Here is a 19,179-nt window from a genome sequence, read left to right on the forward strand (position 1 = left end):
CTGTTTATTCCGCTGTGTGAGTGATAGAGGCGAAGTCCGGCAGTGTAGGTGTCTTCGCCCAGAGTTGCAATAACTGTGCCGCAATGGTAATGGCGATGACGCCGGGTTCTTTGCCAGTGATGCCGTCAATACCGACCGGACAGACCATCGTCGCCAGCCGGGCGGCGCTTATCTGGCGCTCGCGCAAACGATGTTCAAAGCGGGCGCGTTTGGTTTGCGAGCCGATCAGACCGAACCACGCGACATCATTCTTAAGCAGGATATGTTCGCTCAGCAGCAAATCCAGACCGTGGTGATGGGTCATAACGAGAAAGTAAGCGCCTGCTTCGGCGTGAACCACGACAGCTTCGGGGCAGTCAGTGGCTTCCGTTTGCACCGATAGTGGTAAATGCGCTGGAAACAAATGGTCGCGCTCATCGACCCAGGTGATGCGGCAAGGGGTTTGCTGTAATACATTCACCAGCGCGCTACCGACATGACCAGCACCGAACAGGTACAGATGCGGTAATTGCGCTTGCTGTTGTTGAAATTCGGCATAGCGCGCCAGCTTTTGTTCGGTAGTCCAGCTATCGGTGCGTTCGAGCATGATGCTGACCGCGCCGCCACAACATTGACCGAGACTGGGGCCAAGCGCCAGATCGAGATGCCGGGCGGCGGCGTTATGCTCAGCGCTTTCCGCCAGCCACAGACGGGCATGCGCAATGGCTTTCCATTCGAGATGACCGCCGCCTATCGTGTCGTATTGGTGCTGCGCCGTGACCAGCATGCGGGTGCCAGTGCCGCGCGGCGTCGAGCCTTTAGCTGCCGTGACCGTGATCAGGATCGCAGGCGCATTCTCTGGCAGCGCTTGCAGACTTTCCAGCCAGCTTGTATGAGAGTTAATAGGCATGACCAGGTTATTGAGTGGCGCTGAACAGCAAAAACAGCAAAACAGCAAGATAACAGCTTGCCGTAGTATGGATATACACGGCAACTGATGCCGTGTATTGGTGGGTGGATATTACGGTGGGTCAGTGCAACAGAACGCTTTGCCGCATATAGCCATCAAACTGACCTAGAAAATCGTCGATCTCTTCTATGCTGGGTTCGCTCGCGATCAGCTCGGTGACACCATGCCGGAAATTCAGCGCTTGCGGACCACCGATAAACCATTCACGACGTACTGCTTTGTCGGTAATTTCGTAGCCGCCAAAACGCAGAGCTTCGTGCTCCGCATCTTCACTGTATTCAACGACGCTGTAATTTTCACTGTTATAAATAAGATTCATTTTGCATCCTTTCTGGCTGGAGAAATGACTTCCTCATATAAACCGGACATGGTGCTGTTAGCAGCAAATTTCAAGTTAGGACTTGCGCAAAGTCGCCCCAGCGGTGTTATGGCTCCTAGCCGTACTATTCGTACTGCCTTCGTCGCCACGCCTTGCCGGGACAACTTTGCGCAAGTCCCACAAGTAAGCAAAAAACGTGCTGCCTGATAGAGGTTACGGTGCCGCGATGAATAGCTTTAGTTTATTTTTAGTTTATTCCGCAAAATTACAGGGAGACAGATTCGTCTGTTTTCAGCAACTGGTCGTAGGGCGCTTGTTGTAAAGTCAGCCTGAGATTGTCGAGATGCTCACTACTGGCGACGCCGAGATAAACGTGTTGTGGCCGTTGCCGGAGTGCCCGGTTGAGGCTGACCCGCATGGTCAGATTGCCGATACAGCAAAAACAGCCGGGGGCAATTCTTTGTAAATGGAGTTGTTGGGTATCGCTCAGCAGCAGATCGCCCTCAGGCAAACCTTCCAGCAGGACGGCGACGCGGCCGACGCTTTTAGCATGTTTCTGATCGTGGTCGATACAGGCAGCGATCTGAGCTTCGCGCTGGCGATAGCTGCCACCGCTGACGAGCGTCAGCGGCACGGCAGTTTGCAGATTATTCGCCGCGTTTGGCGTATTTGACAGACTCGACACCGAGTTGTTTGAGTTTGCGGTAAAGGTGGGTGCGTTCAAGGCCGGTTTTTTCGGCTACCCGCGTCATGCTGCCGCCTTCACGATTTAAATGATATTCAAAATAAATCCGTTCAAACGCATCTCTGGCTTCGCGTAAAGGTAAATCAAACGACAGGCTGGCGAATTGATTTGCCGGCGCACTTGCTGCGGCAGGAGCGGTATTGAACTGGCGCGATTCAAAGGTGCCGCTGCTTGCCTGCATCCCACCCTGAGTCAGGCTGGGATGGTTGTGATCGCTGCTGATGACGCGCAATGCTGGCGCTGCCGGACGTACAGGCTCAGGTGTACGGGTCAGCCCTTGTTGCACGGCTTTGAGCAGTTTTTGCAGAGCAATGGGTTTTTCCAGAAAGTTCAGCGCACCGATACGGGTTGCCTCGACAGCAGTATCAATGGTCGCGTGACCCGACATCATGATCACCGGCATGGTCAGCAAACCGTCGCGCTGCCACTCTTTAAGTAAGGTAACGCCGTCGGTATCCGGCATCCAGATATCCAACAACACCAGATCGGGTTTTGCTTCCTGTCGGGCCAGTCGTGCCTGCTGCGCGTTTTCCGCGAGTTGCACGACGTGTCCCTCATCTCCCAGAATTTCCGAGAGTAATTCCCGGATACCCATTTCATCATCTACGACCAGAATATTTGCCATAAATCTACCCTATTACTGCCCTTGTGGTTTTTGTCTTTCTTATTTCCGCATTACTCTTCGTTAATGTCGAATGGAAATCAGCCTGTTCATGCTGTTTTTGAGTCCGGTGCTAACTTTAACAGCAAAATCGCTACTTTTGCACCGTTTGTATCACTGCGATTCTGAATATCGATACGACCACCGTGTTCGTCGATGATTTTTTTCACCATGGCAAGTCCTAATCCGGTTCCGCGTGGTTTCGATGTCGCATAAGGTTCGAATGCGCGCGCCAGAATTTTGCTGGAAAATCCGGGGCCGTTATCGATAATTGACAGCTTCACTGCGCTGCAGACATCCTGCGCTTTGCTGTTGTAATGAACGACTTCGGTGATCACATCAATGCGTGGCGGCACGTCGGACTGCGGTTGATCGGCAACGGCGTCCTGTGCATTTTGCAGCAGGTTATGGATGACTTGGCGCAGTTGCGTAGCATCGCCCATAATTTTCGGTAAATCCGGTGCCAGATGCAGGCGGATGATATCGCGGTCATCGCCCGCCAGATACAGATGCAGCACTTCATCGATCAGTTCACCGAGATCAAGCTGCGACAACACTGCGGGCGGGGTTTTTGCATAATCGCGGAAATCATCCACCATGCGCTTCATCGATGACACCTGATTCACTATGGTCGTTGTACTCTTATTCAGAATGGCGACATCGGCTTCATTGAGCTTGTCCTGCAATTTCATTTGCAGACGTTCTGCGGAGAGTTGTATTGGCGTCAGCGGATTTTTAATTTCGTGTGCCAGTCGTCGCGCCACTTCGCCCCAGGCGATCGAACGCTGCGCGGAGATAATATTGCTGATGTCATCAAACACAATGACATAGCCATTACCCGCGCCGACCGGCAAATGTGAGCCACGGGCGAGCAAAGTAATCGTCTGTTTATCGTCATTTGGCATTGCACCTGAAGCGGGCTCTGCTGTTTTGACTGCATCAGGACGGGGCACTTCAATTTGTTGTTGCCAGTGTTCCTGCTGCTCTTTGCCACCGGCTGCTGATTGCGCATGTTGTTCTGAAAAGGCTTTGTCGATGGCATCGGCAAAATCATGCATACCATTGATATCCGCCAGTGGCTGACCAATCTCCGCTTCTAATGGCCGTTGCAGTATGCGTTCGACGGATTCGTTGCACGTCACCAGATGGCCAGTCTGATCCAATACCATCACGCCTGCCGACATATTGGCCAGCACCGATTCCAGATAGGCCTTGGCATTTTCCAGTTCACTGCGGTTTTTTTCGACAGCGGCACGGGCATCGAATAGCTGGCGCGTCATGGTGTTAAACGATTTCGTCAGGCTGCCCAGTTCATCCGTACTGGTGACGATAGGGCGCGGTGAAAAATCACCTTCGGTGACTGCTTTCGTTCCTTCCGCCAGCAACAGCAAGGGACGCGCAAGTTCACCAGAAATCAGGAAGGCACTGGCAATGGCGGCAAAAATGGCCAGTAACAGGGTCAGCGTCAGCGTAAAAATATACATCGTTTTCAGGCTGCCCCGACCCAGCGAACGCAACTGATATTCGGTCGATGCATTGCGCAGGGCTTCGGCATGCGCCGCCAGATTTGCCGGAACCGGTTGTATCAGTTGCAGAAAATAGGTTTCCCGCTGCAAGGACAGTGCCATATCGCTTGCCTGCAACTGTATGACAACACGCGAACGCAGGGTTTTATTGTTTTCTTGCGGAAGAATCGGACGTTTTGCGTCGCTCAACCCGGCATTTTTATTCGTTTCAGTCGGATCCGGCGTATTAATTTTTTCGTCGATGGCGGCAAAGATGCGCGAATTACGCGCTTGCCGCAGCATGTCGGCGGTCGGCAGTTCAGGTACCAGCCGTCCAAAGTTCTGGCTGGCGGTGGCAACCAGCCTGCCGCGGCTGTTAACGATCGTCGCTTCCTGCACCAGCGCCCGTTCGCGCAGACGCGATAACTTGATGGATAAAGGCGTGTCTGACGGCGTTGATAGCTCGCTCGCCATTTCACGCGCTTTTGCCTGCAGATCGGCCAGCAGAAAATCGAGCGCCGCCAGACCGAGATTCTTGCCGGAATCCAGAGCAGACTCCACTTTGACGTCAAACCAGGATTCTATCGAGCGCGACACGAAGGTGACGGACACCGCATAGATGACTGAGCCCGGCAATATGCCCACCAGCGCAAACAGCAATACCAGCCTCGTCATCAGTTTGGAACCAAATTCACGGCTGCGGAAACGACTGAATAAACGCCATACCAAAGCGGAAATCAGCAGCAATAAAGCGGAGGCGACGACGGCATTGGCACCAAGTAGCCAGCCATAGTAGGGCTCAAAATTAGCGGAATTTTCAGAAGCGGTAGTCAGTAAAAACAGCAGGATACTCATCAGAGCACCGCCGATAATCAAGGCATACCGCAAAAATCTTGTCACTTGTCTTCAGCCTTGAAGGTAAAGCGTTTCCAGTCTGAGGAGAAACGCCAGTCGCTGTTATTGAGCGAGGTAATCAGGAAAGTCTTGGGCAGATAACTCAGATCGAGTTTCAGTTTGACGGCAACGTTATAGACTGCACCGGCAGTCAGCGTGCCTTTATCGGCGACGATCCAGCGTCGTGGTCGCAATACCAGCGCGAGTGCATCTTCGAGCGTGGCAAAATTTTGCTGTAAACCCTGATTGATGGTGGCGGTGTATTGCCGCGTCCAGGGGTTGTAGCCGATGCGGACGGTTTGTACTGCGCGTATGGTTTTTTCATCAAACCAGTACCAGCGGGGACGGGTCAGTTCGACTTCGGTGGTGAATGAGATGGGGATTTCTTTGGCGATTGCGTCGGTCAGCGCGTGGCTGAGTTCGAACGAAAAGCTGGCGGCCAGACGGTAGCCTTCATCGCTTGCTTCGATTCTGGCTGAGGTGACTTCAGCTTCCGCCGCATGCACCGTCGGAACGCCGAGCAACGCCAATAGCGCTAACACAAGTGTCAGCGCTAAGCGGCGTAGGTGATCGTTCAGACGAAGGAGCATGCAATCAGGAAATAAAAATCGTAGCCCCAATGATAACTTGAAGCTCGTGTTTTCCGTTAGCTTTGCCCGGGTTTTTGAAACAAGGCATAGAACAAACCGTCGTGTTCGTTGTTTGCATCGGACGGATTCGCCATGGTTGGCAATAATTGACCTGGTGCATCGAGACGGATGGCGCCATGCCGGGCAGCAAAGGCGGCAGCTTGCGCCTCCGACTCAGCAGGCCAGATAGAGCAGGTCACCATCAGCATTTTGCCGCCGGGTGCCAGCATGCGCCACAGATTGTCAAGTATGCGCGATGATAAGGCAGCGAGCTGCGCGGTATCGGTTTTGCGGCGTAACCAGCGGCTATCTGGGTGGCGGCGCACGACGCCCGACGCTGTGCACGGAACATCGGCAAGTATCCGGTCAAAGGCTTTGTTATCCCACCATCCAGAACGGCTGGCATCGCCTTCTTTGATGGCCGCAAATAATTTAAGTCTGCTCAGATTTTCCTGAATGCGTTTGACGCGCAAAGGATCGATATCCAGCGCCAGCAAATTGACGTCGGCCAGTTCCAGCACGTGGCAGGTTTTACCGCCCGGCGCCGCGCAGGCATCGAGCACCCGCATCCCGTCTTGTACGTCTAGCAGCGGCGCGGCGAGTTGTGCCGCCGCATCCTGTACCGATACCATGCCATCTTCGAAGCCTGGAATGCTGTTGACCGGCAAAGGCTTGGCCAGACGTACCGCAAACGGCCCGATTTGTGAGGCTTCAATTTGCTGTTCCGCCAATAGCTGCAAATACGCTGCTGTGCTGGTGAGTCGACGATTCACACGTAAGGTCAGCGGCGGTGCATGGTTGCCGGTCGTTAAAATCGCTTGCCAGTCATCCGGATACGCTGCTTTGGTTTGGTCTACCCACCACTGCGGATAGTTCCAGACTGCCGCCGGTTGCTTCATGACGAGCTTGAGTAATTCCTCTTTTTCACGCAGATAGCGGCGCAATACAGCGTTCACCATGCCTTTGGCAAAGACCATGTGAGCGTTGGCGCTGGCGGCGGTGACGGCCTGATCAACCACTACAAAATCCTCGTACGGCGCATCTTCGCCTTCATTTTTCACCAGCAAAGTCAGGGCGCAGCAAAGCAAGCCGTACAACAATGCTGGTTCTGGCGCTTTATTTGTCATGGCTTTCAGCAGCGCATCAACGCGCCCGACCTGACGCATCGTCCGGTAAGAAATATCCTGTATCGCGCCCCGCGCTTGCGGCAATGCATTGGTTTGTAAAAAAACTTTTGCCAATGCTTGTGGTAACGCCATGCCTTCGAGTACATAGGCCACCGCCTGCGCAGCGCCGGAAAGGCTGAAAGCCAGTGAATCCGGCTTCAGCTCCAGCAGTGGCGCTGGTGGCTGAGCTTCAGGTGCGGCAGCGACTGTACGAGCCGGTTTGATGGCAGGTTTGCCGAGGATTTTTCTTGGTTGTTCTTGCATATTAATGTTTGGTGAGTAGCAATTTGATTCCCAGACCGACAAATGCTGTTCCGACAAAGCGCTCCAGCCAGAGTTTGTAGCGGGGATTCTGACTTGCGCGGCGCGCTAGTGTACCAGCCAGAACGGCAGTGCCGCTATTCCAGAGCGTACTCATCAGGGCGAAGGTTGCGCCGAGTAGCAGAAATGCAGAGGTTTTGTGACTCGCATCGGTTGAGACAAATTGCGGGAAAAACGATAAAAAGAACAGCACCACTTTGGGGTTGAGAATATTGGTGAGTACCGCTTGCCAGAAAATTTTTTGCAGCGGGCGGCGTTCCGGTTCGGTTGAACGTGCAATCAAGACTGCCGGTTTGCTGAACAACATTCTGACACCCAGGTAAATCAGATAGGCGCCACCCGCCAGTTTAATGATGGTGAATGCCAGCGCCGAGGTGGCAATGATTGCGGTCAGCCCGAATGCAGATGCGAACGCGTGAAACAGACAGCCAACCGAGATGCCGAGTGCGGAAATGAGACCGGCAGTGCGACCCTGAGCGATGCTGCGCCCGACGATATAGGCGGTATCAGGCCCGGGCGTTGCATTGAGCAACATCACTGCCAGACAAAATAACCCAAAATGAATGATGCCAAATTGTTCCATATTTATTTCCTGGTGATTCAGTTGGTGGCTCAGGTTCCTGTTACATGGGACGTTGCTGTGAGCGGCGTCAGATGTTGTTGTTCCAGCCATGTACGCAGATCGTCAAAGACCGGTGTTGCATCAAGCTCGTTAAAAATTTCGTGATAAAAGCCGTCGTAATAATGCGCGGTCATCAATGTTGGGACGACGCCCTTTTCGAAACGGCGGCTGCCGTCCGGATCAACCAGATGGTCGTCTTCGGCGACCAATAGCAACACCGGAATAGCAATATTGCTGACATGCTGGTGGGTAAAAGCGATTGCTGCCTGCATGCTGCGCAGCAGACGGGCACTGATTTTTGGGTGTACCAACGCATCATTCTGATATGCCTGAACCACTTCGGCATCGTGTGACAGATAGCGGGTTTTCAGTCCATTCGGCAGCCCTGTTCCGGGAAACAGCGCCAGTGCCACTTTGGCGAGTTGTTGCTCAAAACCTGACATACGTATTGCCAGAGCCGGAGATGAAAGTATCAGCGCCCTGACCGGTGCCAGATTCGCGGCGACAAAACGGGCAGCGAATAAGCCTCCCATACTATGTCCCAGCAGAATAGGCGGTGCCGCCAGTTGCTGGCTGAAATCCTGAATGATGATTTGCGCATCTCTCAATATCGCGTCGTCGTCAGGGACATCTCCGGCATTGCCAGAGGATTTGCCATGACCACGATGGTCATAAGTGCGGACGGCAAAACCGAGGGCATTAAAAAAACGGGCAATATGTGCATAGCGGCCGCAGTGTTCGCCCAGGCCGTGCATCAGCAGCACGCCTGGCGGCAGCTGATCGCCGTTGGGAGCGAGCGGCCAGTCGCGGACGAACAGGCGGGTGCCATCTTGCGTCGTTAAATCAAATTCCCGGGTGTTTTCGATATGAGCCGTCATGAATCAGACACCCCACACCACGTCTTTTTGCATTTTTTGTGCAGCCTGCAGCATTTCAAGCACAGGAAATGCCCGTGTGGCGAACGATACCGTTGCAGGCTTTTCATGTTCGTCGTCGTTCTCATTTTGATGCGCGTTGACATCATGCGCGACTTCAGTGGAAACGGAGTGGATCTTGCTCTCAGCAATGGCGGCTTCGATGCTGGCGATCGCTGCGGGTAATTCAGCGGTTGTGATGATGCCTTGTTCGACATCCTTGTGCAGCAGATCCAGAATACGCCGTGCATGTTCCTTATACATGACGATTTCTGCGGCCGCTTTTGATTTGAATGTGATCAGCATGGAGTCTCCTTTTTTTGGGTGTCAGGGCGGTTTTGTCAGACACGGTGTTCACGTATGGCGTGGTATTGCAGTGTAAAACAGCGCCGCAAAACAATGGCGGATGATAGGGAACGTTGCTGAAGCTATCATAATCGCAATTGCCTGATTTTTGTGGTTTGTGCTTCAGTCGGTTTTGAATGAACTCATGTAAGTATCGATGACATCTTGTTTCAGTTTTTTTGCCGGACCAATCGCAATCACCTGATATACCCGTGGTCCGCGTATGATGAAGCGAGCGGCCATAGTGACTACTTCGCCATCGGGCAATTTTCCCTGCATTTCAACGATGCCGTCGGGGCTGCTGGCCGCTTGCGTGATCTGCCCATGTATGTTTTTCAGCATCCCATCTTTCATCGCTTCTGCCACGACACCAGCTTTGCCGGGATCATCCAGTCTGACACTGCCGACTGCAAAATTGACGCCTGCTGCATCGGCGGCGGTCATCTGCATGTTCAGCGTCAGCCCGGCGAGTTGCATGTCCCGGCTGAAACTCGCCGGTTTCGCTGGCATCAGGACACGGAAAGGCGCATCGCTGCCGCGGACTTCGCGCCAGTCAAACTGCGGGCTGCATGCCAGGAGCATCAGTATCGCGGCAGTGCTCAGGATTTTTTTAGTCAACATAGTTTCACTGGCAGATAGTAGAAATAGGGGGAGTATCACTCCTGTTTACTCTGAAACCCGCGTAAAGCAAAGGCGACACCAAGGCAAAGTAATAATACTCCCATGAGTATCTGAGGTGCAGGCAGAGTCTGACGCAGAATGAATGCGTACAACAGCGCCGCCAGAGTCTCAAACACAATCAACTGACCGCTGAGGCTGGTGGCTAATTTCTGGCTCGCCCGATTCCATAACAGCGTGCCCAGCCAGGATGCCAGTAATCCCAGTGTCAGCATACCGACGATAAATTTACCGGGGCTGCTGCCGAATGGAAAATCATAGACTGGCGTTGACTGCATCGTCTGAACCATTCCGTAGAGCAGAAAACCACACAGGGCGAGCGGCAGGGTTGCTAATCCTTGTGCAGTTGCCCAGGTGCTGGATTGAATTTGTGGATGATTCTTCAAATACCGGCTGTTCATGATCGGATACCAGGTCCATGCAGCGACGGCAATCAATGCCAGGCCTGCACCTTTCACGTAATCGCTGATCGAGCGTTGGGCATCAAGATGACGCAATTCTTCGCTGTTGACCAGCATGATGCCGCAAAAAATCAGCAACAGCGGCAGCACGAGTTTTTTCCAGGCGATGGATTCGGAAGGATGATGTGGAGACCAGTTTGCAAAGACCGCGATCATGACTGGCAAGGTGCCGATGAGCATGGTTGGCAGCGGCGCATCGGCAAGCTGAATCGCACTGGCCAGCGCAGCGTAATAAATGATATTGCCGACTGCCGCCAGTTTCAGCGCGCTGTACCAGTCAGTTTTGCTGAGGGCAAGAATACGCTGGCGGTCAAACCATGCCGGAATCAGTGCTATCAGGCCAAATGCCAGATAGCGGCCAAATGAAAGCACCACACCAGGATAATCCGGTAATAACAAGGGCGTGATAAAGACCAGACCCCACAATAAACCTGCACCCAGCGCAGCGAGGACGCCGCCTACCATCTTGCCATACTCATCAAAAGATCTCGCTTATTCAATCAAGCTGACATCATAGTAGCTTTGATATTGTTAAAGGACATATCGGCACAAACACAACAAAGTGCATGCTTTTACCATCGGATAGATCTCTATGGTTTTGTGATGACAGTGGGGTATCATAGGAAACGATAAAACTGCTTCGTCAGATGGTGATGAAGCTTACGATTTTCTCCTTCTTCATTGGTGCTGCGATGTCGCTTCGTCATTCCGTCCTGTTGGCTTTGTTTCCTTTATTTTTGTTGAGTGCATGCGAACGTCTGGGCATTGCAGATCCGGCGAAAGAAGCGGCGCAGAAGGAATCTGATGCGCGTGCTACCGGTAGCGCCTGTCGTCATGCCGGGCGCGCGATTGAAGACTGCTATGCGCTCAATCCCGATGCCGCCCGATCGTCCGTGTACGCCGGATGGAAAGAGATGAACGACTATATGCGTGAAAACAAGATAGACAACGTCAAACCAGAAATTGCGTCAAACGCGCCGCCGGTTAAAGACGATGCCAGTGCCTCAGAGTCTGCATCTGCTTCGGAATCCGCGTCTGCCAAATCAAAAAAATAGCTTGGCGTCGTATGTCATTACAAATTCGTTTGATGCGTGAGCAGGATATCGCTGCGGTATTCGGGGTACAGACGCAGGCCTATGTGAGTGCGATGGTCGAGGCTGAGAGCATTTTTCATGCGCGACTGAGAGCGGCACCGACTACCTGCTGGGTTGCGGAGGATGCGGCAGTGGGTGTCTGTGCATATCTGATGGCTTATCCCTCAAGCAGCGGGAAGATTTCATCTCTTGGCAGTGATTTTGACCCTGCAAGGGAAGCCGATAGTCTGTATCTGCACGATCTTGCCGTTGGTACGGCGATGCATGGATGCGGCGTAGGCGTGCGGCTGGTCGAACATGCGCAAGCATACGCTCTCAGTGCAGGTTGGACGACAATGCATCTGGTCTCAGTGCAAAGTACGAAAGCGTTCTGGCAAAAGCAGGGTTTTGTTGAAGTGACAGCTTTATCGCCAGAGCAGACATCAGCATTGATGACATACTCTGGCTTAGCTCATTACTGTGTGAAGCAGCTATAGAGGAATAGTAGGACTGACGCAAAACCGCCCCAGCGGCGTTATGGCTCCTAGCCGTACTATGCGTACTGTCTTCGTCGCCAAGCCTTGCCGGGGCAACTTTGTGTAAGTCTTAAATAAAAAGACGGTTTATTCTTCAGTTTTTTTCTTGGCTTTCTGTTTTTGGTAAATGATTTTTTTGCTGCCACCTTCACAGACACCGACGACGCGCAACTTGGTTTCTGTATCTTTTGGTACGACTTTGAGAGCGTAATCACTGACCCCTTTGCCTTCTAACTTGGCATTGATTTTGTCCATGATCGCTTCGCATGGTGTGACTGCCGCCCAGCTGGATGCGCTGCATAGCAGTAAGCCAGATACCAGACTCTTAGTAAAAATGGGATTCCTCATTTTGTCTTCTCCTTTTCCATGGATGATTTACTGTTATAAGAACTCATTTCATCAATAGGGGTGAGATGCGTTTGTCTCATAACGTGGGCTGGCAAGGCGGACGAGGCAGTCAATAGCGGGTCTATTGACAACGAGTCCAACGCAGTCCGGCACGCGTTATGAGGCAAACCCTCCGGGAGCTGGCGATTTGGGCGCATTGCAGCGTTGCGCCGCTTGCTAAGGCGCCAGCCTTAGCTGTGCGTCACGCCTTGCACTGCATCCCGAATCGCCTTGCTCGCACTCATCCCTATTGATGAAATGAGTTCTGGTTAAAAGCTGGTGATAAAACCGTACCATTTCTAGGTAATTTTTAACAGAGATGCGTTCATTTGTTCCATGAAAACGTGGTAAATCCTCACTAGTTGCCCTGACTGGTGAAAATTTAAATATATTTGGACTCAGTTTTTCAAAATGACGTGAGTCGGTTGCGCCCAGCATTAAGCCTGGCGCAACGATGGTATTGGCGAAGACTTCACGTATGGTCTTGTGCAGCATCCGGTATGCGTCAGAGTTTACTGGTGACACTCTGGATGGTTCAGAATTCCCGTTGAGCGAGTTGATGCGGATAGCATCATTACCGATGGTGGTTTTGATGTGTTCCATCACACTGGTCTGAGTATCACCCGGTAAGGTACGGAAATTCACGGTTGCCTGAATTTGTCCGGGCAGGACATTATCTTTGTTCCCGGCATGAACCATCGTCAGTGCGGTGGTCGTTCTCAGTGTTGCGTTCGTGCTGGCGCTTTTTTCAAGTTCATGTTGTACCAGCGGTGCGAATAACCACAAATTAGATAATAAGACGCGGTTCAGACCGTGCATTTCAGGCGCTATCGTTTCAAACATATCGAGTGCGATGCCACGAATATTGGCTGGCAACTGATGTTGTTCGAGTTTGCTCAGCGCGCTGCTCATCATGCCTATGGCTGTTTTTTGTGGCGGCATAGATGAATGACCGGGCGTGGCATCCAGGCTCAGCTGCATGCTGGTATAACCTTTTTCGGCAACGCCTATTAATGCGGCAGACTGTTCCAGACCTTTTAATATACCCTCGGTGACCAGCATACCTTCATCCAGTATGAACTCGAAGCGGATGTTCCGGCTTTCTAACAATGCAGCAATCGCTTTCGCACCATGCAGACCTCCGACTTCTTCATCATGCCCAAAGGCCAGATAAATTGTCTGACGTGGCTGAAAGCCGGAAGCGAGCGCCGTTTCTATCGCTTCCATCATGGCGAATAAATTACCCTTATCGTCCCACGCACCGCGTCCCCAGATGAAACCATCTTTTATCTCGCCGGCAAATGGCGGCTGTTGCCACAAGTGCTCTGTGCCGGGTGCTACCGGTACGACATCCTGATGCGCCATCAGCAATATCGGTCTGGCATTGGTATCCGTGCCTTGCCAGCGATACAGCAGACTATGTTCCGCGACAATATCGCGTTGTAATTTTGCGTGAACCAAAGGAAAGGACTTTTCCAGTAAGGTATGTAACGCGTTAAACGCCGCTGATTGCGTTTGCACTTTGTCGGCATTTGCTATCGTTGGCAGACGCAAGGCGCTTGCCAGACGTTGCGCTGCCGCCTGTTCGTCAAGCTTGACTATGGCTGCTGGTTGTACCGGTATTTGTCTGGAAGACTGACGCAGCGTATTTACGCCAATGACCAGAACTAAACTTAGCAGGGCTATGATGAGAAATAAAAAAATCCGCTTGATCATGGTACTTTCCCATTGAATAGGATAAATTGCCAATTTAGACAGCCTATCATTTCACAAAATTCAGATTCCAGGTAAGTTATGCAAGGTATGGATGAACGTTTTTGTTTTAATGCGCATTGCAGAGCTGAATTTGCCCGAGCTGAGATTCGATTTTTGAATTTCCAACATGATTAAGACTGATTTCCAACATGATACAAACGGGACTACATACCAGTCGTATTGCTAAAACATTTGCAATCAGTCTGGTGGTGGCAATTGTGCTTGCTGCCGGCGTATTTGTCTGGACGCTGCGTTTGCAAGAAATACATAAGTGGGAAAAGCAGACCGAAACCTTCAGCGTTGTGCTGGCAGAAAACACCAGTCAGCAGATGGATTTTGCTTATACTGCCCTGGGTAATATCGCTGAACGTATACAAGACCGTTGGAGTATCAGCGCAGAATACCTGTCATCCAAACTTGGCACCTACGATTTCCATCAGTTTCTGAAAGAAAAGGTTGCCCTTTTTCCAGCGATTGAGGTCATTTCTATTCTCGACGTCAATGGGGATGTCATCAGTACGTCCAGAAATTTTCCGTCACCCGCCTATAACCTTGCTGATCGCGACTATTTTCAGGTGCAGCGCGATCATCCTACGCAAGGAATTTATCTCAGTAATCCGGTGCGCAGCAAAACAACTGGCGACTGGATATTTTTTCTCAGCCATCGCCTGACTGGCAGTGATGGTGAGTTTATTGGCGTTGCCATCATCGGCATCTCACCTAAGTTTTACACCAAATTTTATGAAAAACTGAACGTTGATGGTCATGTTTCTATTTCATTGCTGAGAGACGATTTTACTTACCTGGCTCGCTGGCCGGACACTGAAGCAGTCATGGGAACGAAGCACGCTGCAGCCAGCATTCACCATCGCGGTATCGATGCAGACGATAGAAAATCGCTTGTGATCACCTCTGATACTTCCGCTCTTGAATATGGGAAGCCCAGCATAACGGCTATCCAATATCTTGAGAAATATCCATTGATTGTTTATTTTTCTGTGGATGAAAATCTGTATTTATCTGATTGGCATGCTATCAGCCTGGCGGTTGCTATTGTGACCGTTGCTGCCATTGCCGCCGTGATCGCGGCATTTCGCGTATTGATACAGTTATTCATACAAAAAGAAAGTGATATGCAGGTGATGACGGAGCTGAAACGGGAGGCTGATGTCATTAACCGGAACCAGACCAGACTGTTGCAAAATCTGACGGAACAGCAGAAAGCACTAAAAGAATCATCCGACCGCTTGCAGGCAATTTTTCAGAATGCTGCTGATGGAATTGTGATGACGGATGATACCGGCATTGTCGAAGCCATTAATCCTGCTGCTGTTGCCATCTACGGGTATTCATCCGAGGAGGTGGTGGGCAAGGCAAATCATTTGTTCTCACCCGATGGCAAGCTCGATATGCTGGAAATTGCGATCAATAACGACGATTTCCAGCAAACAAGGCGTTTGCGTATAGAAACGGAACGCCTGCGCAGAGACGGCAGCTTGTTTCCGGCTGAACTGTCGATCAGTGAATATAGTCTGGCTGGAAAACGTAAGCTGATCACCATCGTGCGTGACATTTCTGAGCGTCGCAAAATAGATCGCATGAAGAATGAATTCATTTCTACGGTCAGCCATGAATTACGCACGCCTTTGACAGCGATTCGCGGCGCTCTCGGATTATTGGTCGGAGGGGCGGCAGGATCAATACCAGAAAAACTGCAGCCTTTGATTTTGATGGCGCATAAAAATAGTGAAAGTCTGACGCGCCTGATCAATGATTTGCTGGACATCCAGAAAATTGAGGCCGGGAAAATGGATTTCGCATTTGAACGCCTGCATTTACTCAGCTTGCTCGAACTTGCTGTGCAACAAAATCAAAGTATTGCAGAGGGGCGCGGCGTCCGGCTGGAAATTGATGTGGATTTGCCAAGAATACGGCCCATTGAAATTAATGTTGATCAGGGACGTTTCCAGCAGGTACTCGCCAATCTGATCTCGAATGCCTGCAAATACTCACCGGAAGGTGGTGTCGTGCGTGTTATTGCGTTAGTCGTCAGTGCTTGTTCGGTACGTATATTGGTTACCGATCAGGGCGGCGGCGTGCCGGAAAACTTCAGAGACAGAATCTTTAAGAAATTTTCTCAGGCTGATTCGTCTGATACGAGAGCCAAAGGCGGAACCGGTCTGGGATTGGCGATTTCCAAAGTGATTATTCAGCAAATGCACGGTGAAATAGGTTTTTATAACTTGCCCCCTGAGCAGGGCGGCGGTGCTCATTTTTACATTGATTTGCCGATTGTGGCGGCGTCGCAATCGCTTATATCAAACCTAAGTCCCGTCCTTTGATTCCATTGAAAACTGTGTCGAGTTGCCGGGGATTGAGTCCATATATACGACTGAACAGACCACCAAGTACGGCACGATATTCATTCAATACCGGATAGTCGCGATTTTGAAATAATTGACTAGGCGTCAGTGCGACCTGTTCCCCGTAAATCTGACCACCGCGTACGCTTCCACCGAGCACCCAATAAACGCTGCCATGCCCGTGGTCAGTGCCACGTTTTCCATTTTCGCGGAACGTACGTCCGAATTCGCTGATCACAACGACAGTCGTGTTACGCCACTGGTCGCCCATGGCATTTTTGTAGGCGAGCAGACCACGTCCGAGTTCCTCGAACTTATTTGCCAGCACGCCTGTTTCTGCACCCTGATTCACATGGGTATCCCAGCCACCGACATCAATAAATCCTAGTGCATATTTTTCCCGCATCATTCTGGCAATGCGCTGCGCCTCCAGTTCAAATCCTTTAGTGCTGATCGCATTGCGGTTGGCTGCGTTCATTTCTTCCTGCATCTCTTTCACCACTTCCTGGCGAACGGCGAAGCCCTCATTGACTTGTTGCGCCAGCGCGGTCTTGCGATACATTTGTTCTATCAGTTGGTTCTGGTGTTCGTTCAGACCGGATTTTGCAATGCTTTTTAATGCTGTATTCCCGATTTGTACATTACCTTGCAAAATAAGTGGCAGTTGATCAGTAAATGCCATTGCCGGGGCAGATTTTCCGTCATTTTTCCCGCCATTTATTACGGCTGCCAGGCGGTTTAAAAAGCCAGAATGAAAATTCCGGGTGGTATTGAGTGCTTGCCCGAGTTCTATACTGTCCTGCGTTTCAAAATGACTGCGCGATACATCGTCGATACCAGCAAAAGGAATAAAGGCGATTTCCTTACTCTGATACATGGGGTAGAGCGTGTCGCGCAATGCCGGATGTAAGCCCCAGTCGGCATTCAATGCGATAGCACCGCCTGGTTCGTTTCCGGGGCGTCTGATTGCAATGGTCGGACGGGATTCATAATAAAAATCACTGGCCGTCGGCACCAGAAAATTGCTGGCATCGTAAGCGCCACGTAAAAATACCAGCAACAGACGGTTTTGCGTAGCCGGTGCCGCAAGTAACTGACTACTGTAAGTAACACCCGGCAACGCAGCCATGCTGGCCAGGCACTGCAATAATTGGCGACGATTCATGTTGACTTTCATCCGGTCTGCTTGTTCATCATATGGTCAGTTGTCGATCACTGTACCCGCGTTTATTTACTAACGGCGCATCATTTCCGGTGAGGCGAGAAATAAGGTACTCCACTCTGCGGGTGTGGCTGCCTGTTGTAATGTCTGTTGTGTGTCCTTGCTGAATGTCTGCACCCAGTTTTTGACATACAGCGAGCTTGCAATGGCCGGTGTACGCGGTTTTTCTGCTGAAATCTGCTGATCTGTTTTGAAGAGTGCAGGCGTGCCATAGGCGATACTGCGGGCGACATCAAAGCGGACTGTCATTTGTCCGGGGCTCGCCCAGGCACTTTCTGTCATGGCGTATCCGTCCGGCGTCTGCCTGCCGTTGAATGGCTGCCCCATCATGTTGAGCCAGTTGATGATCGGAGCGGCATTGACGATGCAACTCCCGTCGTACGCAAGCCGCATGGAGGAAACAGCGTAGTGCACGGGATCTTTGAATTTGCGTCCTAAGGAAGCAATAAATTCCTGCGAGTCAAACATCGTACGCAAGGTGACAGGAATATCGCCATCGCTTTGCAGAAAGCTGTTAGCCATCGCTTGTATCAGATTTTCTGACGGCGTGTCAGAGACGAAATACGTCGCCAGTTTCCGGCTGATAAAGCGCGCCGTAGCTGGTTGCTTGCTCAGCAATGTCAGTGTTTCCTCAACTTCATTGATACCGCGACCTTTGATGTTGTTACCTAATATCTGCTTGTTGCCAAAATCGTGTCGCTGCGGATTGAATTCAAACAAACCCTTACGCAGATAAAATTTACTTAATTCGGCTTTAAGTCTTGGTGTGTCTGTGCCCAGATTAACACCGACGCCAGTAAGCACCCGCGCAAGTTCTTGCACGTCTTTCTGGGTATAGCCACTATTGACGCCCATCGTGTGTAATTCCATTAATTCACGGGCATAGTTTTCGTTAATGCGACCATTTGCATTATGTTCGTTATCGAGATAGCGCAACATCGCCGGGTGATATACGGTGGCTTTGAGTAATTCGCGGAAATTACCCAGAGCATGCGGGCGTATCGCGTGTTCCTCAAAATCGCCGACCATGGCCCGCAGATTATGTTTGCCTGCGTGGATGTTGAAATGATTCATCCAGAACCATGTCATTTGTTCCTGCAACTGATTCGGTGAATAGATATCGCGTAAAAGCGAGCGTGTTGCAGCTTCTTTGGCTAGCCGGTTCAACTCTTGCTGATACTCTTTCCGCAGACTGTCATCGGTGCCCTTTTGCTGTTCGGCGACGACGCGTTTATGCTCCAGCTCCCTGACGATATTCTCTATCGGTTGCTGTGAAATCGTCATCGCGCTGATTTGCGCCTGCACTGTTGGCGGCACGACGCTGGCCCGTCCACGCAGTTGTTGGTCGAGGAACTTGTCCATGCCAACCGCTTGCAATTGTTGATAAGTAGAGAAGTTACTACCCCAGGTCAGCCGGTTGAGCAGCAGCTCTGGCTGGACGTTCGCTTTCGCAAAAGTATTGCTGCTGGGTGGAAGAAATCTGGATGGCCCGGCATCCGTTATCTTGTTTGGCGCGGGTGACGTCGTGCATCCTGACATTGCGAAAATGAGGATGAAAACCGGGCTTAAAGCCAGCAGACGTTGTAAAGGTGAGTCGCTCAACATGGAAGTCACTTCTCCGGGCACTATCGATG

At 51.4% G+C, this 19,179-nt stretch carries 20 protein-coding genes; 4 read left to right on the forward strand and 16 right to left on the reverse strand.

All coding sequences use genetic code 11. From position 1 onward, the window contains the following. Window positions 1–4 precede the first annotated feature (4 nt). Both xdhC and H8K29_RS01305 read right to left on the reverse strand, forming a co-directional pair. The gene (xdhC, locus tag H8K29_RS01300; protein WP_186896092.1) at window positions 5–889 is read right to left on the reverse strand and encodes a xanthine dehydrogenase accessory protein XdhC; all 885 of its coding nucleotides are present in this window, start codon (window positions 887–889) and stop codon (window positions 5–7) included. Between the two features lie 121 nt (window positions 890–1,010). Then, complete coding sequence (locus tag H8K29_RS01305) at window positions 1,011–1,268, reverse strand: DUF3567 domain-containing protein (RefSeq protein WP_186883964.1); 258 nt, start codon at window positions 1,266–1,268, stop codon at window positions 1,011–1,013. Between the two features lie 24 nt (window positions 1,269–1,292). Here H8K29_RS01305 and H8K29_RS01310 point away from each other — a divergent pair, with 24 nt between their 5' ends. After that, window positions 1,293–1,475, forward strand: coding sequence for a hypothetical protein (locus tag H8K29_RS01310; protein WP_186883963.1), 183 nt, complete (start codon window positions 1,293–1,295; stop codon window positions 1,473–1,475). Between the two features lie 58 nt (window positions 1,476–1,533). Here H8K29_RS01310 and H8K29_RS01315 read toward each other — a convergent pair whose 3' ends face one another. The 10 genes from H8K29_RS01315 to H8K29_RS01360 form a co-directional block, all read right to left on the reverse strand. Next, window positions 1,534–1,953, reverse strand: a complete 420-nt coding sequence (locus H8K29_RS01315) for a GTPase (RefSeq protein WP_370527113.1) — start codon at window positions 1,951–1,953, stop codon at window positions 1,534–1,536. Further along, window positions 1,916–2,638 carry a response regulator gene (locus H8K29_RS01320; protein ID WP_186883961.1) on the reverse strand — a complete coding sequence of 241 codons (723 nt, stop codon included), beginning with the start codon at window positions 2,636–2,638 and terminating at the stop codon, window positions 1,916–1,918. The genes H8K29_RS01315 and H8K29_RS01320 overlap by 38 nt, the downstream gene beginning before the upstream one ends. An 86-nt stretch (window positions 2,639–2,724) precedes the next feature. Next, window positions 2,725–5,079 carry an ATP-binding protein gene (locus H8K29_RS01325; protein WP_186896093.1) on the reverse strand — a complete coding sequence of 785 codons (2,355 nt, stop codon included), beginning with the start codon at window positions 5,077–5,079 and terminating at the stop codon, window positions 2,725–2,727. Next, complete coding sequence (locus H8K29_RS01330) at window positions 5,076–5,663, reverse strand: DUF4390 domain-containing protein (protein ID WP_186896094.1); 588 nt, start codon at window positions 5,661–5,663, stop codon at window positions 5,076–5,078. The genes H8K29_RS01325 and H8K29_RS01330 overlap by 4 nt, the downstream gene beginning before the upstream one ends. 56 nt (window positions 5,664–5,719) lie before the next feature. Beyond that, window positions 5,720–7,132 (reverse strand): 16S rRNA (cytosine(967)-C(5))-methyltransferase RsmB, encoded by a 1,413-nt coding sequence (gene rsmB, locus H8K29_RS01335; protein WP_186896095.1) that lies wholly within the window; start codon window positions 7,130–7,132, stop codon window positions 5,720–5,722. 1 nt (window position 7,133) lies between these two features. After that, window positions 7,134–7,772 carry a LysE family translocator gene (locus tag H8K29_RS01340; protein ID WP_186896096.1) on the reverse strand — a complete coding sequence of 213 codons (639 nt, stop codon included), beginning with the start codon at window positions 7,770–7,772 and terminating at the stop codon, window positions 7,134–7,136. A gap of 29 nt (window positions 7,773–7,801) precedes the next feature. Continuing rightward, window positions 7,802–8,689, reverse strand: a complete 888-nt coding sequence (locus tag H8K29_RS01345; protein WP_186896097.1) for an alpha/beta hydrolase — start codon at window positions 8,687–8,689, stop codon at window positions 7,802–7,804. A 3-nt stretch (window positions 8,690–8,692) separates the two neighbouring features. Beyond that, on the reverse strand, window positions 8,693–9,031 hold the full coding sequence (locus tag H8K29_RS01350) for a DUF1840 domain-containing protein (RefSeq protein WP_186883955.1): 339 nt from the start codon (window positions 9,029–9,031) through the stop codon (window positions 8,693–8,695). A 162-nt stretch (window positions 9,032–9,193) separates the two neighbouring features. Then, entirely contained in the window at window positions 9,194–9,691 is a 498-nt protein-coding gene (locus H8K29_RS01355; protein WP_186896098.1) for a hypothetical protein, read from the reverse strand. A 35-nt stretch (window positions 9,692–9,726) separates the two neighbouring features. After that, entirely contained in the window at window positions 9,727–10,674 is a 948-nt protein-coding gene (locus H8K29_RS01360) for a DMT family transporter (RefSeq protein ID WP_186896099.1), read from the reverse strand. Between the two features lie 188 nt (window positions 10,675–10,862). On the opposite strand from H8K29_RS01360, the gene H8K29_RS01365 reads away from it, so the two are divergent. Both H8K29_RS01365 and H8K29_RS01370 read left to right on the forward strand, forming a co-directional pair. Then, a complete protein-coding gene (locus tag H8K29_RS01365; protein ID WP_223826780.1) occupies window positions 10,863–11,264 on the forward strand; it encodes a hypothetical protein in 402 nt (133 codons plus the stop codon). Window positions 11,265–11,275: 11 nt separating this feature from the next. Beyond that, window positions 11,276–11,779 (forward strand): GNAT family N-acetyltransferase, encoded by a 504-nt coding sequence (locus H8K29_RS01370; protein WP_186896100.1) that lies wholly within the window; start codon window positions 11,276–11,278, stop codon window positions 11,777–11,779. A gap of 126 nt (window positions 11,780–11,905) precedes the next feature. On the opposite strand, the gene H8K29_RS01375 is transcribed toward H8K29_RS01370, so the two are convergent. After that, window positions 11,906–12,166 carry a DUF1161 domain-containing protein gene (locus H8K29_RS01375; protein ID WP_186896101.1) on the reverse strand — a complete coding sequence of 87 codons (261 nt, stop codon included), beginning with the start codon at window positions 12,164–12,166 and terminating at the stop codon, window positions 11,906–11,908. A gap of 216 nt (window positions 12,167–12,382) precedes the next feature. Beyond that, window positions 12,383–13,921, reverse strand: a complete 1,539-nt coding sequence (locus H8K29_RS01380; RefSeq protein WP_186896102.1) for a M20 family peptidase — start codon at window positions 13,919–13,921, stop codon at window positions 12,383–12,385. Between the two features lie 188 nt (window positions 13,922–14,109). Between H8K29_RS01380 and H8K29_RS01385 the strand changes: the two genes are divergently transcribed. Next, window positions 14,110–16,302 carry an ATP-binding protein gene (locus tag H8K29_RS01385; RefSeq protein ID WP_186896103.1) on the forward strand — a complete coding sequence of 731 codons (2,193 nt, stop codon included), beginning with the start codon at window positions 14,110–14,112 and terminating at the stop codon, window positions 16,300–16,302. Here the strand turns inward: H8K29_RS01385 and H8K29_RS01390 are convergent. Together H8K29_RS01390 and H8K29_RS01395 are read right to left on the reverse strand one after the other, a co-directional pair. Beyond that, window positions 16,274–17,488 carry a DUF1501 domain-containing protein gene (locus H8K29_RS01390; RefSeq protein ID WP_186896104.1) on the reverse strand — a complete coding sequence of 405 codons (1,215 nt, stop codon included), beginning with the start codon at window positions 17,486–17,488 and terminating at the stop codon, window positions 16,274–16,276. The two genes, H8K29_RS01385 and H8K29_RS01390, sit on opposite strands and share 29 nt — an antisense overlap. A 69-nt stretch (window positions 17,489–17,557) precedes the next feature. After that, window positions 17,558–19,150 carry a DUF1800 domain-containing protein gene (locus H8K29_RS01395; RefSeq protein ID WP_186896105.1) on the reverse strand — a complete coding sequence of 531 codons (1,593 nt, stop codon included), beginning with the start codon at window positions 19,148–19,150 and terminating at the stop codon, window positions 17,558–17,560. Between the last annotated feature and the right edge of the window lie 29 nt (window positions 19,151–19,179).

Origin of the sequence: Undibacterium sp. CY21W (assembly GCF_014284265.1) — a bacterium.
GTDB classification, from domain to species: domain Bacteria; phylum Pseudomonadota; class Gammaproteobacteria; order Burkholderiales; family Burkholderiaceae_D; genus Undibacterium; species Undibacterium aquatile.

Coding starts and splice junctions, on each gene's coding strand:
- H8K29_RS01350 (WP_186883955.1), bottom strand. CDS start 9,031: ATGCTGATCACATTCAAATCAAAAGCGGCCGCAGAAATCGTCATGTAT.
- H8K29_RS01305 (WP_186883964.1), bottom strand. CDS start 1,268: ATGAATCTTATTTATAACAGTGAAAATTACAGCGTCGTTGAATACAGT.
- rsmB (WP_186896095.1), bottom strand. CDS start 7,132: ATGCAAGAACAACCAAGAAAAATCCTCGGCAAACCTGCCATCAAACCG.
- H8K29_RS01365 (WP_223826780.1), top strand. CDS start 10,863: ATGAAGCTTACGATTTTCTCCTTCTTCATTGGTGCTGCGATGTCGCTT.
- H8K29_RS01310 (WP_186883963.1), top strand. CDS start 1,293: ATGACTTCCTCATATAAACCGGACATGGTGCTGTTAGCAGCAAATTTC.
- xdhC (WP_186896092.1), bottom strand. CDS start 889: ATGCCTATTAACTCTCATACAAGCTGGCTGGAAAGTCTGCAAGCGCTG.
- H8K29_RS01360 (WP_186896099.1), bottom strand. CDS start 10,674: ATGGTAGGCGGCGTCCTCGCTGCGCTGGGTGCAGGTTTATTGTGGGGT.
- H8K29_RS01345 (WP_186896097.1), bottom strand. CDS start 8,689: ATGACGGCTCATATCGAAAACACCCGGGAATTTGATTTAACGACGCAA.
- H8K29_RS01355 (WP_186896098.1), bottom strand. CDS start 9,691: ATGTTGACTAAAAAAATCCTGAGCACTGCCGCGATACTGATGCTCCTG.
- H8K29_RS01390 (WP_186896104.1), bottom strand. CDS start 17,488: ATGAATCGTCGCCAATTATTGCAGTGCCTGGCCAGCATGGCTGCGTTG.
- H8K29_RS01370 (WP_186896100.1), top strand. CDS start 11,276: ATGTCATTACAAATTCGTTTGATGCGTGAGCAGGATATCGCTGCGGTA.
- H8K29_RS01330 (WP_186896094.1), bottom strand. CDS start 5,663: ATGCTCCTTCGTCTGAACGATCACCTACGCCGCTTAGCGCTGACACTT.
- H8K29_RS01380 (WP_186896102.1), bottom strand. CDS start 13,921: ATGATCAAGCGGATTTTTTTATTTCTCATCATAGCCCTGCTAAGTTTA.
- H8K29_RS01375 (WP_186896101.1), bottom strand. CDS start 12,166: ATGAGGAATCCCATTTTTACTAAGAGTCTGGTATCTGGCTTACTGCTA.
- H8K29_RS01320 (WP_186883961.1), bottom strand. CDS start 2,638: ATGGCAAATATTCTGGTCGTAGATGATGAAATGGGTATCCGGGAATTA.
- H8K29_RS01340 (WP_186896096.1), bottom strand. CDS start 7,772: ATGGAACAATTTGGCATCATTCATTTTGGGTTATTTTGTCTGGCAGTG.
- H8K29_RS01385 (WP_186896103.1), top strand. CDS start 14,110: ATGATACAAACGGGACTACATACCAGTCGTATTGCTAAAACATTTGCA.
- H8K29_RS01395 (WP_186896105.1), bottom strand. CDS start 19,150: ATGTTGAGCGACTCACCTTTACAACGTCTGCTGGCTTTAAGCCCGGTT.